This window comes from Amycolatopsis sp. (genome assembly GCF_035276945.1).
Taxonomy (GTDB): domain Bacteria; phylum Actinomycetota; class Actinomycetes; order Mycobacteriales; family Pseudonocardiaceae; genus Amycolatopsis_E.
In genome coordinates this window covers 1-16,639 of record NZ_DATELF010000094.1, presented here as the reverse complement: position 1 = coordinate 16,639, position 16,639 = coordinate 1, and the positions used below count along the sequence as shown (strand labels likewise).

Genomic DNA, 16,639 nt, shown 5'->3' with positions numbered 1-16,639 from the left:
ATGGCCAAGGACTCCGCGATCGAGGTCGAGGTCTGTGGCCGCACGGTGCGGATCACCCACCCGGACCGGGTGTACTTCCCGTCGTGCGGCGTGACCAAGCTCGACCTGGTGCGCTACTACCTGTCGGTCGGTGACGGCATCGTGCGGGCGCTCCACGAGCGGCCGTGCATGCTGCACCGGTTCCCGTCCGGGGTGACCGGCGAAAAGGTGCACCAGAAGCGGATCCCGCACGGCGCACCGGAGTGGCTCGAGACCGTGCGGGTGCACTTCCCCCGTTACCACCGTTACGCGGACGAACTGTGCGTGACCGACCTGGCGCACGTGGTGTGGGCCGTGCAGATGTCCACAGTGGAGTTCCATCCGTGGAACTCCCGGCGTGCCGGCGTCGAGCGGCCGGACGAGTGGCGCATCGACCTCGACCCCATGCCGCGCTGCGGTTTCGACCGGGTCCGCCGGACCGCGCACGTCGTGCGCGAGATTCTCGGCGAGCTGGGCGCGGTGGGATGGCCGAAGACCTCTGGCGGCAACGGCCTGCACGTCTACGTCCGGATCGAGCCGCGGTGGGGGTTCGCCGAGGTGCGGCGGGCAGCGCTCGCGTTCGCGCTGGAAGTCGAGCGCCGCGCGCCCGCCGACGTGACGACCACCTGGTGGCGCAAGGATCGTGACCCCGAAAAGGTGTTCGTGGACTACAACCAGAACGCCAGGGACCACACGATCGCGAGCGCCTACTCGGTGCGGGGCGCGCCGGAGGCCACCGTGTCGACCCCGATCACCTGGGACGAGGTGGACGACGTGGACCCGCGCGAGTGCACCGTCGCGACCGTGCCCGGCCGGTTCGCCCGCTTCGGCGACCTGCACGCGGGCATCGACGAAGCCGTGTACTCGCTGGACACTCTCCTGGAGTGGGCGGACCGTGACGGTCTCGAGTAGTTCGACATCCAGTGGGAGTTCAAGGCCTCGCACAGCGGCTACCTGAGCCGCGTGATCAAGGACGGCGGCACCACTGTAGCCAACCGTCGCAAGAACGCCGACCTGCGGCGGGACGCCAACTACCTCCGGCCGAAATGGGGCGTCTACCGCGGCCTGGAAATCTCGGGCCCGAAGAACACCTACCAGCTCATCCGCAACGACAAGGGCTACCAGCTCCAGTGACCCGCGAGAGTCCCACCCTCCCGTCGCGCGTGCGGGCGCGCGAACGCAGAACTCGCGCGCGGCGAACGTCGGACTCGCGCGCGGCGAACGTCGGACTCGGGCGTGGCGGGTGTGGGACTCGGGCGTGGCGGGTGTGGGACTCGCGACCGGCGCGGCCGTCGCGAGTCCTCGTCCGTATCGTGAACGACAAGGTTGCCGGTACACGGCTCGCCAGGGAGGCTCCTCGTGACCGCTGAGGGCGTTGGAGGCACAGAGCCTTGTCGAGCTCGCGGTCCTGAGGTTGCGCGGCGAGATCCTCAGCGGCGCGCTCACGCCCGGCGAGCGTCTCGTCGAAGAGCAGCTGTGCGGCGCTCCGGCACCAGCCGTGCCCCGCTGCGGGAGGCGCTGCGGCTGCTCGGGCAGCGGGGGCTCGTCGAGCACCTGCCGCGCCGCGGAGTCCGGGTGGCGCGACTTTCCGCGCGGGAGGTCAGTGAGCTGTTCGGACTGCGTGACGTGCTCGAACGGTTCGCCGTCGACCTGGCGCTGGGGCCCGGGCTACCGCCCGACCCGCTGCGGCTCGGTGTCGCCGACCGGCGGCACGGGGCGGCGCAGATCGCGGCGTGGCGCCGGGCGCATCCAGGCGTCCCGCCCGGTCGGAGGCTGTCGGAGACGGTGATCGTCGCGGTAGACGAGCGGACCGCGGTCGTGAGCACGCTGTCCGGCTAGCCGGACTCCACTGTGGAGGGTCGTCGGGCCCAGACCTGGGTCCGGTTCGCCGACGGCTGGCGGGTCGTCGCCGCGCACGTCTCGGAGGTGCCCGCTCACGAGTCGAGTTCGTCGATGAGCGCGGCGACATAGAGCGCGAGGGCGAACCGGTGCTCACGCGGGCTGCGGCCCGTGACGCGCTCGATCTTGCCGAGCCGGTAGATCAGGGTGTTGCGGTGGATGTGCAGCGCCTTGGCCGCGTTGACGAGGTGGAAACCGTTGTCGCACCAGGCAAGCAGGGTCGAGCGCAGCGCCGGCCAGTCCGGCTGCTCGCGCAGGTCGCCGAGCATTTCGGTCAGATACCGGGCGCGGGTCCGGCTTCCCGCGGCCGCGAGCAACTCGTGCAGCCGGAAGTCCGCGATGTGGTGGATCCGCTCGGGCCCGCCCAGCCGGCCGCCGAGCCGTACGGCCGTCACGGCGTCACCATAGGACGCACACAGTTGCGGCACGTTCCGGGCCGTAGGCCCGATACCGACCCGGACGGCGAGACCCTCGTGCCGCGCCTGAATTCCTTCGACGGCCGCGCGCCACAGCTCGGTGCTGGCGGCCGGACTGGTGGCACGGTGGAGCACGACGAGCCGGGACGGCCCGATGACGCCTACCACGTCCTGGGCGTCGCGGAAGACTCCCCGCAGCACCCGCAGCGCGGCCGCCTGCGGAGCTTCGCCGATTTCCATCACGGCGGCCGCCCTGGGCGCGGTGAGGTCGAAACCGAGGTCGGACGCGGTCTCCGCGAGTACCTCGGGTTCCAGCACGTCCGGGTCGTAGTGGGCGATGTCGCGCAACAGGTCGGCGACGGCCTTCTCCCGGATGATGCGTGACTGCAGCATCCGGGACTCGCGCAGCAGGATTTCGGTCTGGTTCTTCACGAGCAGGCCGAAGCGGCGCACCACGGACGGGGAACCGGTGATGCCGACGGTGCCGATGGCCTCGTCGTCGAGCACGATCGGCAGCGTGATGCCGGGGCGCACGCCGGACAGCCGGCGTGCGGCGGCCGCGTCGTGGGCCGCGGCCCGCATCGTGCGGGCGACTTCCACCGAAGCCTCGTGGAACTGCCCGATCCGGCGGGGGTCGCCGCTGCCGATGATGACGCCGTCCCGGCCGGTGATCACCACGTTGAACCCGCACACCTCGCTGGTTTCGCGGGCGATCTCCTGAGCCAGTGAAGGGGTCAGCATGGCTGGGGGAGCGTAGTACGACTCATACAGCGAAACCAGGGCAAAAACGGTCAGATTTGGCCGAAACGTCCAGTGCCAACCATCCGGGCCGCGATCTAGCGTGTGCTGACTCCCAGCAGGAAGGTGGCCAGGAGAATGATCCGCACTCCCTTGGTTCGCTGGCGTGGCACGGTGAAGGCGATGGCGGCTGTCCTGGCCGTCGCTCTCGCGGTTTCCGCGTGCTCGCCGGCCAGCCCCTCACAGCCGGTCTCCGCCGCCGCTGCCGATCTCGACACGATCGAACCCGGCGTCCTCAACGTCGCCATCCAGCCCTACGCCCCCTACACCTCGCTCGTGGGGGACAAGCTGACCGGTTTGGACAGTGACATCCTGAATGCCGTAGCGGCGAAGCTGGGCTTGACCGTGAAAGCCCAGAACACCGACTTCGCCGGCATGCTCGCGTCCGTGCAGTCCCGCCGGGTGGACATCACCGTCGGTGGTGTGGCATGGACGGCCGAGCGGCAGAAGCAGGGGCTGTTCACCGATCCGCCCTACTACTCACCGCCGGCGATGGCCGTGCGCTCGGGGCAGACGTACCGCACCGTCGGGGATCTGGCGGGACATCAGCTCGGCACCGTCGAGGGCTATGTGTGGGTCAAGGCGATCCAGGCCGTGCCGGGGGCGACGCTGCGGGCCTTCCCCGACGCGAACGGCGTTTTCGACGACCTGCGTGCCGGGCGGCTCGACGTCGGCTTCCTCGACCCGCTGGTCGTGATCGCGGCTCAACAGGAACGGCCGGAACTGAACGTCCGGACCCAGTACCTGACGCCGCCGACCGACGAGGAAGTCAAGCAGCATCCCGAGTACGCCTACTTCCAGCCCTACATGACCAGTTTCTACCTGCCGAAGCAGTCACCCAAGCTGGAGCAGGCGATCTCCGCGGAGATCAGGAAGATGTACGCGGACGGCGAGCTGACCAAGCTGATCCGGAAATATGGTGGTGACCCGGAGCAGTTCCTCAGGCCCTCGCCCGAAATGGCCGCCACTCGGCGCGGTGTCGACCGGACCGCCGACTGGACACCCCCGTCGATCTGAGAAAGCCGTTCGCGCACCATGAGACGTGGTCAACGTGCGTGGACGTCCGAAGGTGGGCGATTTCGGGGCTGCGGTCGGGAAAGGCGGAGACAGGTAGTCGGGAGAGCCCTGGCCACGAGAGCGGCTGGGCGCGTTGACAAACACCGAGGAGGGTCGCGATGTTCCAGGTCCCATGGTCGGACTACGCGCCGGCGTTGCTCGAAGGTCTGGCACAGACGGCGTTGTTCACGCTGGTCGGGTTCGCCGGCGCCGCGGTGGCCGGCCTGCTGCTCGCGCTGACCCGGCTGAGCGGCCTTCGCGTCCTGCGGATCCCGGCCGCCGTCTACACCGAGGTGTTCAAGAACATCCCACTGCTGGCGATCATTTTCCTGACCTACTTCGGCCTCGCTTCGGTCGGCGTTCGGTTCGACGTGTTCCAGGCGGGCAGTCTCAGCCTGATCATCTTCTACGGCGCCTACCTGTCGGAGACCTTCCGCGCCGCGATCAGCGGTGTCCACAGTGGACAAAGGGAGGCGTCCGACGCGCTCGGGCTCGGCTCGCTGCGCACGTTGGGCGACGTGATCCTGCCCCAGGCGCTGCGCCTGGCACTGCCCGGAACCAACACGATGCTGGTCGACATGCTCAAGTCCACTTCGCTGCTGGTCACCATCTCGGCCGCCGAGCTGATGTCGCAGGGCAGGCTGATCACGTCGGCGACCTTCCGCGCGCTCGAGGTGTACCTGGTGATCGCGGCGATCTACTTCGCCATCTGCTACCCGCTTTCGCAGTGCCTGCTGTGGCTGGAACGGCGGATCCGCTCCGGCGTCCCGCTTTCCCCGCGCCGCAGGCGCCGCCTGCGCACCGCCCGCCTTCTGCTCGCCGAGGAGGCGGTGTGACCTCCGCCAGCACCGAACGTGACGGGGTCGGCGCGGCCGTCACCGAGGAGCCCGTCGTCCTGATCGAGCACTTGACGAAGTCCTTCGACGGCCGGGTCGTGCTCGACGACGTGCACCTGCGGGTCGAGCACAGCAAGATCGTGAGCATCATCGGGCAGAGCGGTGGCGGCAAGACCACCTTGCTGCGCTGCGTCAACCTGCTCGAACGGCCCGATCGCGCGCACCTGCGGGTCGCCGGGGAGACGATCTTCTCGGGCGGGGACCTGCTCTGCCGCGACCTGGCGCGGCTGCGCCGGAAGGTCGGCATGGTCTTCCAGCGCTTCAACCTGTTCCCGCACCTGACCGCGGTGGAGAACGTGATCCTGGGGCAGGTGCGCGCCGGCATTCCGGAGCAGCCCGCGGTGCGGCGGGCGGTCGAGTTGCTGCGCCGGGTCGGGCTCGGGCACCGGGCGCTGGCCTACCCGGAACAGATGTCGGGCGGCGAGCAGCAGCGCGTGGCCATCGCCCGGGCGCTGGCGCTCAGGCCCGAGGTGCTGCTGTTCGACGAGCCGACCTCCTCGCTCGATCCGGAGTCGACGGGCGAGGTGCTGCGGGTGATGCGGGAGCTGGCCTCGGACGGTATGACGATGATCCTGGTGACCCACGAACTGCCCTTCGCCAAGGAAGTGTCGGACTGGACCGTGTTCGTCGACGGCGGTCGCATCGTCGAGGAGGGGGAGCCCGGCCAGGTTCTCGTCCGGCCCGTGCAGGAGCGCACGAGCGCCTTCCTTACGTCCTACCGCGCTTCACAGCAGGGCGGTTAGCCGTGACGAATGCTTCGCATCGAGGCGACGGACCGGTCCTCGTCGTCGGCGGGGGAATTGTGGGTCTGGCCACGGCCTACTACCTGCTGCGGGCCGGGGTACCGGTCGAAGTGGTCGAGCGCAGCTCGGTCGCGTCCGGCGCGTCACTGGGCAACGCCGGCTGGGTGTGCGCGACCCATTCGGCGCCGGTCGCGTCGCCGGGAGTCGCCGGGTACGCGCTGCGGTCGCTCGGCCGGCCGGACTCGCCGCTCTACCTGCGACCGTCCGCCGGGCTGCTGCCCTGGCTGCTGCGGTTTTGGCGCAGCAGCGGGAGATCGCGGTTCGAACGTGGCTATGCCGCGGTGGTCGAGCTCAACCGCGAGACCTTCGCCTTGTTCGACGAGCTGGCGGAGTCCAGTGTGGACACCGGGTTGTCGCGGCCGGGGATGGTGCACGCCTTTCTGTCGGTCGCGCAGGCCCGCCACTACCTGAACGTCCAGCGGCTGATGGCCCGCGGGCGCTACGAGGTCCCGGACGACGTCGAAGTCGGTGACGCCGCCCGGGAGCTTGACCCCTCCCTGAAATCACCGGTCGCGGCCGCCTATTTCGTGCCCGGCGAGGGGATCGTTCATCCCGAACGGTTCGCCCGCTCATTGCGGGACCAGGTCGAGGCCGTCGGCGGCAAGGTGCACGAAGACGTCGAGGTCTCCGGGTTCCAACGGTCGGCAGGCCGCATCGCCGGCCTGTACACCAGCCGGGGCGACATCGCGTGCGGCGCGGTGGTGATCGCGGCGGGCATGTGGTCGGGGCAGGTGCTGCGGTGGATGGACCGCCACCTGCCGTTGCAGACCGGTAAGGGCTACAGCTTCTCCATCGACCTCGACCCACCTCCGGCGCATTCGATCTACTTCGGTGACCACAATCTCGTCGCCTCGCCGATGGCCGGCACCACCAGGATCGCGGGCACGATGGAGTTGAGCGGCAACAACAACCGCCTCGACTGGCGCCGGATCGTGGCACTGGCCAAGGCGAGCCGCCACTACCTTGGCGACTGGTTCAGCCACGCCGACGAACTGCCCGGCCTGATCCGCGACCCGTGGGTCGGGGGACGGCCGCTGCTCCCGGACACCCTGCCCGTGATCGACCAGGTTCCGGGGTATGCCAACGCGTTCGTCAACACCGGGCACGGGATGCTGGGCGTCACCCTCGGACCGGCCTCCGGCCGGGCGCTCACCGAATTCGTGGTGACGGGGCGGCGTCCGGGTCTGCTCGAGCCGTTCCGGTTCGACCGGCTCCGGACGAGATGACCTGCCGGGGATGCAGACGGGTGGCGCGCCCAAGGTCCGCGCGAGTCCCACTCAGCGGTGCGCGAGTCGGGCTTTGCGTGCGCGCGAGTTCTACGTTCGCGGCACGAATGGGCAATTCGGGCTCGGCGATCGGGGGCCTCGCGCACGGCCAACGGGGGGACTCGCGCGTGGCGCGCTATCTGACGGCTGTCCGTTCCTTTCGCGTGTGTGCGGAACGGGCGCAGACATCGCCGACATCCACGGTCTGGCCACGGTCGGCGTAGACGTCCGCCACCCCGACGAGCTTCTTGCGGGCCAGGTCCTTCATCTTGTACTCGTAGCCGGACTCGGGTGTCGGGTGAGCTGGACTCGGGTGTCGGGTGAGCTGGACTCGCGCGGCCGGACCGGTCATTTTCGGATCAGGGGCGGTCGGGCCGGAAGTGGGAAAATCCGAGGTTGTCGACGTCCAGGTTGAGGGGAGGTTGAGGGTGGCGCCGCCTTGTTCGGGCCGCACCGCGTGGTGGACGGCATCGAGTCGCTTATCCGGCAGCGGTCTGGTAGCCGAGTGCGGGGAACCAGTTGTCCCGGCCCTGTGGGGTGAGGTCGAGCATGTGCCACACAGGGCTGAGCAGGTCGATGCCGCGCTGGTCGATGTCTTCGGACATCCGGGGATGCACCGAGTAGAAGTGGCGCGCCGACCCGTCGTCGTCGCGGATGAACACCGAAACCGTCGAGTCCTGGTTGCCTTCGGCGTCTTCGCTGCCGAGGTCGTATTTGAAGGTGCTGCTCCCGGCGCTGAGCAGGCGCAGATTCGTCCACTGCCGGTTTCGGGCGTGCTCGCGGAGCGTGGGCAGGCCGGCCGCGGCGACGATGGCGAAGTCGACGTTCTGCGTGACATGCCGGGCGATCCCGTTGAACCCGTCGATCCACATCGTGCACATGGGACACGCCTGGGTTTGCCGCTTGCCGTACATGAAGTGATAGATGAGCAGGTCGCGCCCGGGTGCGGTGAACAGCTGGCTCAGCCGTACGGTCCGCGTCGGCGCGTCACCGGAGTCCAGGTCGGCGGGCCCTTCCTCGAACACGTAGTCGTCGACGACAGGTCCCGGCGGCAGACGGCGGCGGAGACCGGCGACGCGTTCCCGATGGCGCATCAGCTCGATCTCGGCTTGGCGCAGTTCCTCGCGGGCGCCGGCGTATTCGGCCGACTCCCCGGTGAGATTGGTTTGGCGCATCGTTACCTCCTCCGAACGCCGCCACCTCTGTCCACATTGTCTGCTCGTGATGGCGGGATCGCCAGTGCTCGCCGGCCGAGACGGGCCTGACTGGCGGAGTCGAAGCAGAAGCCGGGGGAGTGCGGTCGATACGCCCCCGTTCCTCGACGCCGGCGCTTTACCGCTCCCCTCCTGCCGGAGGGCCAGGTGCTGCCAGATCGCGTCGGTGACCAGGTCATTACGCTACGGATCTGTATGTGCAGGTCGATTCCGCGGTGCCCGAGGTCGTTCCTTGTTGACGCAGGTTGTCGCCTCGCGCTGGATTACGGAGACGCTTCCGCTTCCTACGCTTCGGTGCTGTCGTAACGGAAACGAGCACGGAGAACAAGGGGCGTATGGGCAAGGCGAATCGGTGGCGGCAGTCGGCGGTGTGGCTGCCCATTCTTACGTCGGTGGGCTGGATGACGTTGGCGCTGGTCCTGTTCACGTTGATGGTGACCGCGTCGGCCAGCGACGATCCGGTCGTGCGGGTGGGCGCGATGTCGATGGCGCACCGGTTGGATCTCCGCCTGCTCGCGCCGTTGGCGAACACGTCGGCGCTGACTGGTTTCCTGCTCGCGGCGGCGACGCCGTGGGGGTTCTTCCGGAACTGGTGGGTGCTGGTCAAGTTCGTCATCACCACCGTCCAGCTCAACCTGGGCATCTTCCTGCTGTCCCCGGCGCTTCAGGCGGCGGAGGAGGCCGCTCGGGCGGGGGAGCCGAATCCGGTGGCCGGGCCGCAGATGGCCGGGTCGGCGTTCATGGCCGGCGCGATCTCCTTCCAGGCCTGGCTGTCGGTGACCAAGCCGTGGCGCCGGACTCCGTGGGCGGGCGCCGGGAAACTGCCGGCCGCGCCGAGGTGGGTGTTGGTGGGTGCGGTGTGCGGGCCGCTGGCCGACCTCGCGATCGGTGCGCGGCCGGTCCCGGTGCGCTCTCCGGGTCCTCGCGGGTCGGCACGATCAACGGCATCCCGATCGGCGTCGGCTCCGGGCAGCTCACCATCCCACTGGTGGCGACGGTGTACTTCAACGAAACCGTGACCACCCCGGACGGGCAACTGTTCCAGCACGCGATCCGGGTTCGGACGTTGCTCGGGCAGCAGATCGTCCTGTCCGGATGCCATCTCGGACAACTCGATGACGTATCGCCGAGGAACCGGCTGACTGGCCGCTGTGACGCTGAGGAAGGCGCCCCTGGTGCAGTGCGTCACCAGGGGCGCTCGCCAGCGTCAAGGAGCGAGGGCGTCAGGGCTTGCGGCCGACGCCGGCCCAGACTGTCGATTGTTCGGGGGTGTCGAACGCGATCTTGGGCGCAGCTGGGCCGCTGTCCTCCGGATGCCACAACGGAGTCCGGGTCATGCCGGGCTCCATGAGCGTGAAATCGCCCAGCAGATCGCGGATCTGCTGATGGGAGCGCCAGATCATGGGGCCGCTGGACGTGTCGTACATCCGCTTGAGCTCGACCAGCTTCTCGTCCAGGTCCGGCGGAACGCCTTCGTCGGTGATACGCGAGATCACCAGATGGGACCCGGAGGGAAGAAGCTGCCGGTACTCCTCGACGGCGCGCGGTCCGATGTCGGTCCCGTTCCTGCCAGGTTGCCGGATGTGCAGCAGTGCCACCAGCAGCAGCGCGACCGGCTCGCTGAAGTCGATCACGCGGGTCTCCTGGATGCGGTGCCACAGCTCGTGGGGTTCGCGCATGTCTCCCCGCACCACGGCGTGCCGCTCGACGTCCCCGTGCCGTTCGAGCAACACCTGCGAATGCGCGACCGCGACCGGCTCGTTGTCGACGTAGACGACACGCGAGTCCGGGGCGACCTGTTCGGCGATCTCGTGGGTGTTGCCCATGGTCGGGATGCCGGAGCCGATGTCGATGAACTGTCGCACGCCGAGCCCTACCGGGTGCCGCACCGCGCGGTGCAGGAACAGGCGGTTGGCTCTGGCGGCCGACTTGAGCAGAGGGAACGCGTCGACGACCCTCGCGCCGAACGCGCGGTCCACCGCCCAGTTCGAGGTGCCGCCGAGCAGCCAGTCGTACACGCGCCACATTCGGCCGCTCCAGGCTTTCCCGTGAGCTTCGCACCCGACCGGGCAGGACCCGGCCACGCATGTCACGGTAGGGAGCGAGCCTCGGACACTGGCCCGGATCACGTCTCCGACGTCAGTCGAACCTCCTTCAACGCCATCACTCACTACGTGGGACCTCACGTCGCACTCGCCTCGCGAATTCTGGCAAGGATCACTTGGCCCAGCAGGTCGTGGCGGCCTCCGGTTCCTTGGTCGGAAGTTCACGCGGAAGCAGTTGACCTTGTGAACGCCGGGCCCGATCATCGAGCCGGTCACGCTGCCGATTTCCGGAGGTTCGCCGGTGTTCCGAAAGTCTCTGTCGGTACTCGCGCTCCTGTTCGCCCTGTTCGCCACAGTTCTCGTCACTCCGGCCAACGCGGCCGTCTACGGCACATGCTCGGTGTCCGGCTGCTCGGCCGCCAAAACCGCCTACGAAGGATGGAGTCAGCTCGGCTTCCCGCGCTCAGCAGGCTGGTATGCCTGGCCCTACGGCCAGTACAACTACACCGGCGGCCAGTTCCACAACCGTGAAGGCGAACTGCCCTCCGGTCACACCTTCTACGAGTACGACGTCAACCCGCGGGCGAAGGGCGCATCCCGGGACGCGCGACGGATCGTCCGTGACGTGACCACCGGCGTGGTCTGGTTCTCTCCCGACCACTACGCCAACTTCTACCGCATCGTCTGATTCCCCGTCCTCGACGTTCAATGGCGGCGCGGGCGCTCTCCGCCCGCGCCGGCCGGGGTCAGGACTCAGCGGTGTTGCAAAGCGCTGCGGACCAGGCCGATTGTCTGGTCTGGAGTGAGGCCGAGGTGGCGGCATGCGGCGGTGAATTCGCGGGCGAGTTGGGCGGTGCGGGCGCTCAGGGAGTTCCCGGCGTCGGTGACGATGGCTCCGCGTCCTCGGCGTAGTTCGACCAATCCCTCGTCGCGCAGTTGCTGGTATCCGCGCAGGATGGTGTGCAGGCCGACACCAAGGGCCGCGGCGGCTTCCCGGGCTCCGGGCAGGCGGTCGCCCGCCCGGATCGAGCCGTCGGCGATTTCCGCGCGTACCGACTGGGCGTTCTGAGCACGTCCGCACGCTCGCTCGGTCTGGTACCTGTCGGCCGCGGCGGCGGCCCGCTGGCGGCGCCATTGCCAGCGGCCGAGTAGCGCGACAAGCACCGAGACCACCGCGGCGATGATCGCCGGCACGATGCTGGCCACGAACCGCTTTAGGCGCCGATGTCGACGCCGGTGCGCGAAATGTGCCCGATCCCGCGGTAACCGCCATGATGAGTCTTGTTGTCTCGAGCGAAGGAGATGTACCTGTGAGCACCCCCGATGCCGACCGGACTCGACGATCGCGCCGGAAGAGATCTCCGTGACCAGCGATCTTGACGAGCGTCTGGCGGACTGGCGGCCGGAGCCGCGGACGCGGCACGACGTCCTCACCGCCGGGCCCGTGGCCGCGCTGTCCGCCGTGCTCGACCAGCCGGCTGCTGCCGCCGAGGGCGATCCGCTGCCGCCGCTGTGGCATTGGCTGTACTTTCTTGACTGGCCGCCGCAGGCGGAACTGGGTGTGGACGGCCACCCGGCGGTGGGTCACTTCCTGCCACCGATTCCCGACCGGCGGCGGATGTTCGCGGGCGGCCGCCTGCGCGTCCACCGGCCCTTGACCGTGGGGGAGCGGGCCGAGCAGGTCGCCACCCTTGCCAGTGCGGTGGTCAAGCGGGGCCGGACCGGCGAAATGGTGTTCGTGACGGTGCGGAGCGAGTTCTGTCAGCGCGCGGAGACCTGCCTTGTCGAGGAACTCGACTATGTCTACCGCTCGGGCGAGGACGCGCGCCGCTCGTTCACCGCTGCGGGCGCGCCCGTGCCCTCGTCCGAAGCGGCCTGGCAACTCGTGCCCCGGATCTCGCCGACCCTGCTCTTCCGATTCAGCGCGCTGACCGCGAACGCACACCGGATCCACTACGACGCACCGTACGCGCGCGGGACGGAAGGGTACCCGGGCCTCGTCGTGCACGGTCCACTTCTCGTGCTGCTGATGCTGGAACTGGTGCGCCGTACCGATTCCCGCTCGGTCGCCGAGGTCGACTTCCGGTTACGTCGTCCGGTCTTCGCGGGGGATGGCGTCCTCGCCCGTGGCGGCCCGGACGGCCGGTTGGCCATCGCCACCAGCGTGGACGAGCGGCACGCGACCGCGGAGGTGCGGTTCGCATGAGGGAGCGTCTCGCCGCCGCACGCACGCTGCTGTTCGTACCCGGCCACCGGCCGGACCGGTTCGCCAAGGCCATGGCGGCTGGGGCGGACGGCGTCGTGCTCGACCTCGAGGACGCGGTGGGTCCGGACGACAAGCCCGCCGCACGTGCGGCCGTCGCCGAGTGGCTGGCTCAGCACGGCACGGATGTACTCGTCCGGATCAACGCGCCGGGCACGCCGTGGTTCGATGAGGACCTCGAACTCGTCGCGAAACACGGCTGCGCCGCGATGATCCCGAAGGCGGAGGACCGCGGCACCCTCGAAGGCCTCGAACTGCCCCTGGTCATCCCGCTCGTGGAGACCGCGGCCGGTGTGCTGAAAGCCGCCGAGATCTGCGCGGCGCGCGGCGTGGTCCGCGCGGCCTTCGGCAGCGTCGACCTCGCCGGTCAACTGGGCGTCGCCCCCGACGACCATCTCGCCCTGACACACGCGCGGTCCGCGCTGGTGCTGGCATCGGCCTCGGCCGGGGTGGCGTCGCCGCTGGACGGGGTCACGACGAACCTGTCCGACCTGGAAGTCCTGCGCGAAGACATGCGGATGGCCCGGCGGCTCGGCTACACCGGCAAGCTGTGCATCCACCCGCGTCAGGTCGAACCGCTCCACGCCCTGCTCGCGCCGACACCGGAGGAGTTGGCCTGGGCCGAGGAGGTGATCGCCGCGGGTGGTGACGGCGCGGCCACGGCTGTCGCCGGCCACATGGTGGACAAGCCGGTGCTCGAGCGGGCCCGGCGGCTGCTGGAGCGCGCCGGGCTCACCGCGCCACCCCGCTGAACGTCCGGCGATCCCGGTTCCGCCAACAGAAAAGGAATTCCGATGTATGCGTTGGACGCCGACGAAGCGACCATTGTGGACACTGTTCGGGAGTTCGTCGACCGGGACGTCCGCCCGGTCGTTCAGGAGCTGGAACACACCGACACCTACCCGGAGAAGCTCATCGGGCGGATGAAGGAGATGGGCATCTACGGCCTGGCCATCCCGGAGCCCTACGGGGACGTCAGGGTGTCGACTCCCTGCTATGCCCTGGTGACCGAGGAACTGGCGCGTGGCTGGATGAGCCTTGCCGGAGCGATGGGCGGCCACACCGTCGTCGCGAAACTTCTCCTGGAACACGGCACCGAGGAGCAACGACGGCGGTACTTGCCCCGCATGGCCACCGGCGAACTGCGGGCGACCATGGCGTTGACCGAGCCCGGGGGTGGGTCGGACCTCCAGGCCATGCGTACCGTCGCTCGTCGAGACGCTGACGGCTGGGTGATCAACGGAACCAAGACGTGGATCTCCAATGCCCGGCGGTCGGGCCTGATCGCGTTGCTCTGCAAGACCGATCCTGAGTCCGACCCGCCCCACAAGGGAATCAGCATCCTGCTGGTCGAAAAGGGCCCCGGCCTGACCGTGTCGCGGGATCTGCCCAAGCTCGGCTACAGGGGAGTGGAGAGCTGCGAGCTGTCCTTCGACCACTGTCGTGTTCCGGCTGACGCGGTGCTGGGTGGCGCCGAGGGCCGGGGGTTCCCGCAGATGATGCACGGCCTCGAAGTCGGCCGCATCCAGGTGGCCGCTCGTGCCACCGGGGTCGCCCGGGCGGCGTTCGACGACGCGCTCAGCTACGCGCAGCAGCGTGAGGCCTTCGGCAAGCCGATCTGGCAGCACCAGTCCGTGGGCAACTACCTGGCGGACATGGCGACGAAACTGACCGCCGCCCGGCAGTTGTTGCTGCACGCCGCCCGTACCTACGACGCTGGGGAACGCTCGGACATGGAAGCGGGCATGGCGAAACTGTTCTGCTCCGAAACCGCGATGGAGATCACCCTGAACGCGATCCGCGTCCACGGCGGTTACGGTTACTCCACCGAGTTCGACGTCGAACGCTACTTCCGCGACGCGCCCCTCATGATCGTCGGCGAAGGAACCAACGAAATCCAGCGAACCGTCATCACACGCCAGCTCGTCGCCCGCGGCGGGTTGTAGTGCGGACCGGATGGGTCGCTTACCGGCCGGTCCATCCAGCCTCGCTCAGTGTGTCGCCCTCGTCGTGGCCCCTCCTCGTGGCCCCTCCTCGTAGCACTGTCCCGCCGGGCCACGACTGATGGGCGTGACTGGTGATCGTCGTCGTTGGGTCTCGCTGCTGCTCGCTCTGCTGCTCGCGGGGTCGGCCGTCGTCGTGAAGGGGGTGACACGCGGCCGGCGCCCGGAACCGCCTTCCCCGCCGCGTGCACCTCAGCCGGCTCCCGAACCGGCCACGACGAGGGTAGGGCGTTCCGGTCGGGCCACGGCTGGTCTGGTCCTCGCCGATCTCGTGGCGCTCGGCGCGAGTCTGCTGGCCGCATACCGGATGCGTGAAGAACTCGCGGGTGTGTTCTCGCTGCTCACCGTGTTGATCTCCGCGATCGGCCTCCGTGGTCCGGTCCGGCGGAGCCGGCTGCCGGCGACAATTTTGTTCACTTTGACCGGTTTCGCCGCGGTGCTGTTCGTCGAGCTCCTGTTGCTACTCGCCCTCGACAACATCGACGACGTCACGTTCTTGCTGCTGGAGACGATGATCGGGCTCAGCGTGATCGGTGTGGCCGGTTGGCTCACGGCCACCTGGTCAAGCAGCCGCTACCTCGAGCCGGTCGCGTTGGTGCTGGCGGCGGCCCTGCTCGGTGGTTTGTCGTTGGCCGGGCTGCGCTCGCTCACCGCCCCCATCGTGTCCGCGCCGACCGAGGGAGGCGCCACGCTGTACGTATCCGACCCCAGCGTGCCGCTTTCCTGGCAGGTGCAGGCAGCCGCCGAGCGCTTCCTGCCTGGTCAGGAGCCATCTGGGCCGATGACCTCCATGGCCGTCACCACCGAACCCGGTCGCACCGTCCGGTGGGTCATGGTGCTGAGTGGAGCAGCCCGCTTGGACTCTCAGGTGCGATGGGGTTTCGACACCGGTCTTGTCCGGATGATCACTTTGCCGGGGCGACAGCAGGCGGTGATCGGTACCACAAGCGGCTTCGGCGCGACCGAGTTCGGGGGCTACACCCAAGCCCCCTGGGCCGTGACCACCGCATCAAGGGCCGCGGTCTGGTTACCGTTCTTCGCCAGCCAACCCCCTTCGACCTTGAGTGAGGACGTCCGCAGCGCACTGACCGACGCGCTCGGGACGGCGCCGCAGCGGCCGGCGCGGCTCGGCATCGAGTTCCACGGTGGTGACCTCGGGCCCCTGCGCACGCTGACCAGCGCATCCCCGCCATCCGCTGACCCCGGTCAACTGATCTGGAAGGCGCCGGGCGCCCTGCGCGCGGTCACGTACGTGATCTTCGATCAGTCGGCGGACGACGTTGCCCGCAATGGCCTGTTCGTGGTCGCGATCCTTCTGGGCACTGCCGCGGCAAGCCTGCTCGCGGCCATGCAGGCGTTGGTACATCCCCGCAACCGGGACAGATAGCCGTGGCGGACGCCCGGCGCCTTGTGTCAGGGCACTACCTGAAGATCTTGGAGGACGCGTAACCGGTCGGTCCGTCGTAGCCGTCAAGTTCCCGGCGAGGCGTCCCTGCGGACCACCGATCGTCTTGCCCAGGTCGCGGGCCGCCATCCGAGACGGCGGAACCCCGCCATGCCGCTCGGCGATCAGCGACCAGACATGCTCACGGGTCTTCGCGCGAGTCCGGGCGATCTTGCCGCGCTGCGGCTCGCCGATCTCGTCCAGAGCGCGCCACAGCGTGGGATCCGAGGCGATCGGCCCGCACAGCTCACCCCGGTCGCGCAGGGTCGACGGATCCCACAGGACCCGGCATCAGCACCGCCGTATCCGCCACTCATGCGTCAGGGCTCGGCCGCTGGCTGCGATGTGGCACGATCTGGCAGGTGAGCAGCAGAACCGCCGCGGCGCGGCGTCTGGGTGATTTGGTGTTGTTGCGTCGTGTTCGTGATCGGATTGATCGGGAGTATGCGGGGCCGTTGAGTGTGGAGGTTCTGGCGAGGGGGGTGGGGATGTCGGCGGGGCATCTGAGTCGGCAGTTCC

At 69.0% G+C, this 16,639-nt stretch carries 19 protein-coding genes and 1 pseudogene; 15 read left to right on the top strand and 5 right to left on the bottom strand.

All coding sequences use genetic code 11. The annotated features are described in order from the left end of the window. From ligD to VJT49_RS35265, 4 genes are all read left to right on the top strand, one after another. Entirely contained in the window at positions 1-930 is a 930-nt protein-coding gene (gene ligD, locus VJT49_RS15510) for a non-homologous end-joining DNA ligase (RefSeq protein WP_324165517.1), read from the top strand. A gap of 51 nt (positions 931-981) precedes the next feature. Then, positions 982-1,152, top strand: a complete 171-nt coding sequence (locus VJT49_RS15505) for a hypothetical protein (RefSeq protein ID WP_324165516.1) — start codon at positions 982-984, stop codon at positions 1,150-1,152. A gap of 342 nt (positions 1,153-1,494) precedes the next feature. Then, a complete protein-coding gene (locus VJT49_RS15500; RefSeq protein ID WP_324165515.1) occupies positions 1,495-1,857 on the top strand; it encodes a hypothetical protein in 363 nt (120 codons plus the stop codon). Between the two features lie 12 nt (positions 1,858-1,869). Further along, positions 1,870-1,989, top strand: coding sequence for an AtzH-like domain-containing protein (locus tag VJT49_RS35265; RefSeq protein WP_414635969.1), 120 nt, complete (start codon positions 1,870-1,872; stop codon positions 1,987-1,989). On the opposite strand, the gene VJT49_RS15495 is transcribed toward VJT49_RS35265, so the two are convergent. Continuing rightward, positions 1,953-3,074, bottom strand: a complete 1,122-nt coding sequence (locus tag VJT49_RS15495; RefSeq protein ID WP_324165514.1) for a CdaR family transcriptional regulator — start codon at positions 3,072-3,074, stop codon at positions 1,953-1,955. The genes VJT49_RS35265 and VJT49_RS15495 overlap by 37 nt on opposite strands. A 135-nt stretch (positions 3,075-3,209) precedes the next feature. On the opposite strand from VJT49_RS15495, the gene VJT49_RS15490 reads away from it, so the two are divergent. From VJT49_RS15490 to VJT49_RS15475, 4 genes are all read left to right on the top strand, one after another. Further along, complete coding sequence (locus VJT49_RS15490; RefSeq protein ID WP_324165513.1) at positions 3,210-4,148, top strand: transporter substrate-binding domain-containing protein; 939 nt, start codon at positions 3,210-3,212, stop codon at positions 4,146-4,148. Between the two features lie 158 nt (positions 4,149-4,306). Beyond that, the gene (locus VJT49_RS15485) at positions 4,307-5,023 is read left to right on the top strand and encodes an amino acid ABC transporter permease (RefSeq protein WP_324165512.1); all 717 of its coding nucleotides are present in this window, start codon (positions 4,307-4,309) and stop codon (positions 5,021-5,023) included. Then, the gene (locus tag VJT49_RS15480; RefSeq protein WP_324165511.1) at positions 5,020-5,826 is read left to right on the top strand and encodes an amino acid ABC transporter ATP-binding protein; all 807 of its coding nucleotides are present in this window, start codon (positions 5,020-5,022) and stop codon (positions 5,824-5,826) included. The genes VJT49_RS15485 and VJT49_RS15480 overlap by 4 nt, the downstream gene beginning before the upstream one ends. Before the next feature lie 2 nt (positions 5,827-5,828). After that, entirely contained in the window at positions 5,829-7,112 is a 1,284-nt protein-coding gene (locus VJT49_RS15475; RefSeq protein ID WP_324165510.1) for an NAD(P)/FAD-dependent oxidoreductase, read from the top strand. Between the two features lie 175 nt (positions 7,113-7,287). Here VJT49_RS15475 and VJT49_RS15470 read toward each other — a convergent pair whose 3' ends face one another. Beyond that, on the bottom strand, positions 7,288-7,503 hold the full coding sequence (locus tag VJT49_RS15470) for a hypothetical protein (RefSeq protein ID WP_324165509.1): 216 nt from the start codon (positions 7,501-7,503) through the stop codon (positions 7,288-7,290). Positions 7,504-7,630: 127 nt separating this feature from the next. Beyond that, a complete protein-coding gene (locus tag VJT49_RS15465; protein ID WP_324165508.1) occupies positions 7,631-8,326 on the bottom strand; it encodes a DUF899 family protein in 696 nt (231 codons plus the stop codon). Between the two features lie 374 nt (positions 8,327-8,700). On the opposite strand from VJT49_RS15465, the gene VJT49_RS15460 reads away from it, so the two are divergent. Beyond that, positions 8,701-9,384 (top strand): hypothetical protein, encoded by a 684-nt coding sequence (locus tag VJT49_RS15460; RefSeq protein WP_324165507.1) that lies wholly within the window; start codon positions 8,701-8,703, stop codon positions 9,382-9,384. A gap of 204 nt (positions 9,385-9,588) precedes the next feature. Here VJT49_RS15460 and VJT49_RS15455 read toward each other — a convergent pair whose 3' ends face one another. Further along, positions 9,589-10,392: an SAM-dependent methyltransferase gene (locus VJT49_RS15455; RefSeq protein ID WP_324165506.1), complete on the bottom strand. Its 804-nt coding sequence runs from the start codon at positions 10,390-10,392 to the stop codon at positions 9,589-9,591. A gap of 319 nt (positions 10,393-10,711) precedes the next feature. Between VJT49_RS15455 and VJT49_RS15450 the strand changes: the two genes are divergently transcribed. Further along, a complete protein-coding gene (locus VJT49_RS15450; RefSeq protein WP_324165504.1) occupies positions 10,712-11,098 on the top strand; it encodes a ribonuclease domain-containing protein in 387 nt (128 codons plus the stop codon). Between the two features lie 65 nt (positions 11,099-11,163). On the opposite strand, the gene VJT49_RS15445 is transcribed toward VJT49_RS15450, so the two are convergent. Beyond that, positions 11,164-11,616 (bottom strand): GntR family transcriptional regulator, encoded by a 453-nt coding sequence (locus VJT49_RS15445; RefSeq protein ID WP_324165503.1) that lies wholly within the window; start codon positions 11,614-11,616, stop codon positions 11,164-11,166. 157 nt (positions 11,617-11,773) lie between these two features. Between VJT49_RS15445 and VJT49_RS15440 the strand changes: the two genes are divergently transcribed. The 5 genes and pseudogenes from VJT49_RS15440 to VJT49_RS15420 form a co-directional block, all read left to right on the top strand. After that, the gene (locus VJT49_RS15440; protein WP_324165502.1) at positions 11,774-12,616 is read left to right on the top strand and encodes an FAS1-like dehydratase domain-containing protein; all 843 of its coding nucleotides are present in this window, start codon (positions 11,774-11,776) and stop codon (positions 12,614-12,616) included. After that, positions 12,613-13,425 carry a CoA ester lyase gene (locus VJT49_RS15435; protein WP_324165501.1) on the top strand — a complete coding sequence of 271 codons (813 nt, stop codon included), beginning with the start codon at positions 12,613-12,615 and terminating at the stop codon, positions 13,423-13,425. The genes VJT49_RS15440 and VJT49_RS15435 overlap by 4 nt, the downstream gene beginning before the upstream one ends. 42 nt (positions 13,426-13,467) lie before the next feature. Further along, complete coding sequence (locus VJT49_RS15430; RefSeq protein WP_324165500.1) at positions 13,468-14,619, top strand: acyl-CoA dehydrogenase family protein; 1,152 nt, start codon at positions 13,468-13,470, stop codon at positions 14,617-14,619. Positions 14,620-14,743: 124 nt separating this feature from the next. Next, positions 14,744-16,063 (top strand): hypothetical protein, encoded by a 1,320-nt coding sequence (locus VJT49_RS15425; protein WP_324165499.1) that lies wholly within the window; start codon positions 14,744-14,746, stop codon positions 16,061-16,063. A 419-nt stretch (positions 16,064-16,482) separates the two neighbouring features. Continuing rightward, positions 16,483-16,639 (top strand): annotated as a pseudogene (locus VJT49_RS15420) (AraC family transcriptional regulator); the annotation flags it as partial.

Coding starts and splice junctions, on each gene's coding strand:
- VJT49_RS15460 (WP_324165507.1), top strand. CDS start 8,701: ATGGGCAAGGCGAATCGGTGGCGGCAGTCGGCGGTGTGGCTGCCCATT.
- VJT49_RS15495 (WP_324165514.1), bottom strand. CDS start 3,074: ATGCTGACCCCTTCACTGGCTCAGGAGATCGCCCGCGAAACCAGCGAG.
- VJT49_RS15430 (WP_324165500.1), top strand. CDS start 13,468: ATGTATGCGTTGGACGCCGACGAAGCGACCATTGTGGACACTGTTCGG.
- VJT49_RS15455 (WP_324165506.1), bottom strand. CDS start 10,392: ATGTGGCGCGTGTACGACTGGCTGCTCGGCGGCACCTCGAACTGGGCG.
- VJT49_RS15485 (WP_324165512.1), top strand. CDS start 4,307: ATGTTCCAGGTCCCATGGTCGGACTACGCGCCGGCGTTGCTCGAAGGT.
- VJT49_RS15470 (WP_324165509.1), bottom strand. CDS start 7,503: ATGACCGGTCCGGCCGCGCGAGTCCAGCTCACCCGACACCCGAGTCCA.
- ligD (WP_324165517.1), top strand. CDS start 1: ATGGCCAAGGACTCCGCGATCGAGGTCGAGGTCTGTGGCCGCACGGTG.
- VJT49_RS15465 (WP_324165508.1), bottom strand. CDS start 8,326: ATGCGCCAAACCAATCTCACCGGGGAGTCGGCCGAATACGCCGGCGCC.
- VJT49_RS15435 (WP_324165501.1), top strand. CDS start 12,613: ATGAGGGAGCGTCTCGCCGCCGCACGCACGCTGCTGTTCGTACCCGGC.
- VJT49_RS15490 (WP_324165513.1), top strand. CDS start 3,210: ATGATCCGCACTCCCTTGGTTCGCTGGCGTGGCACGGTGAAGGCGATG.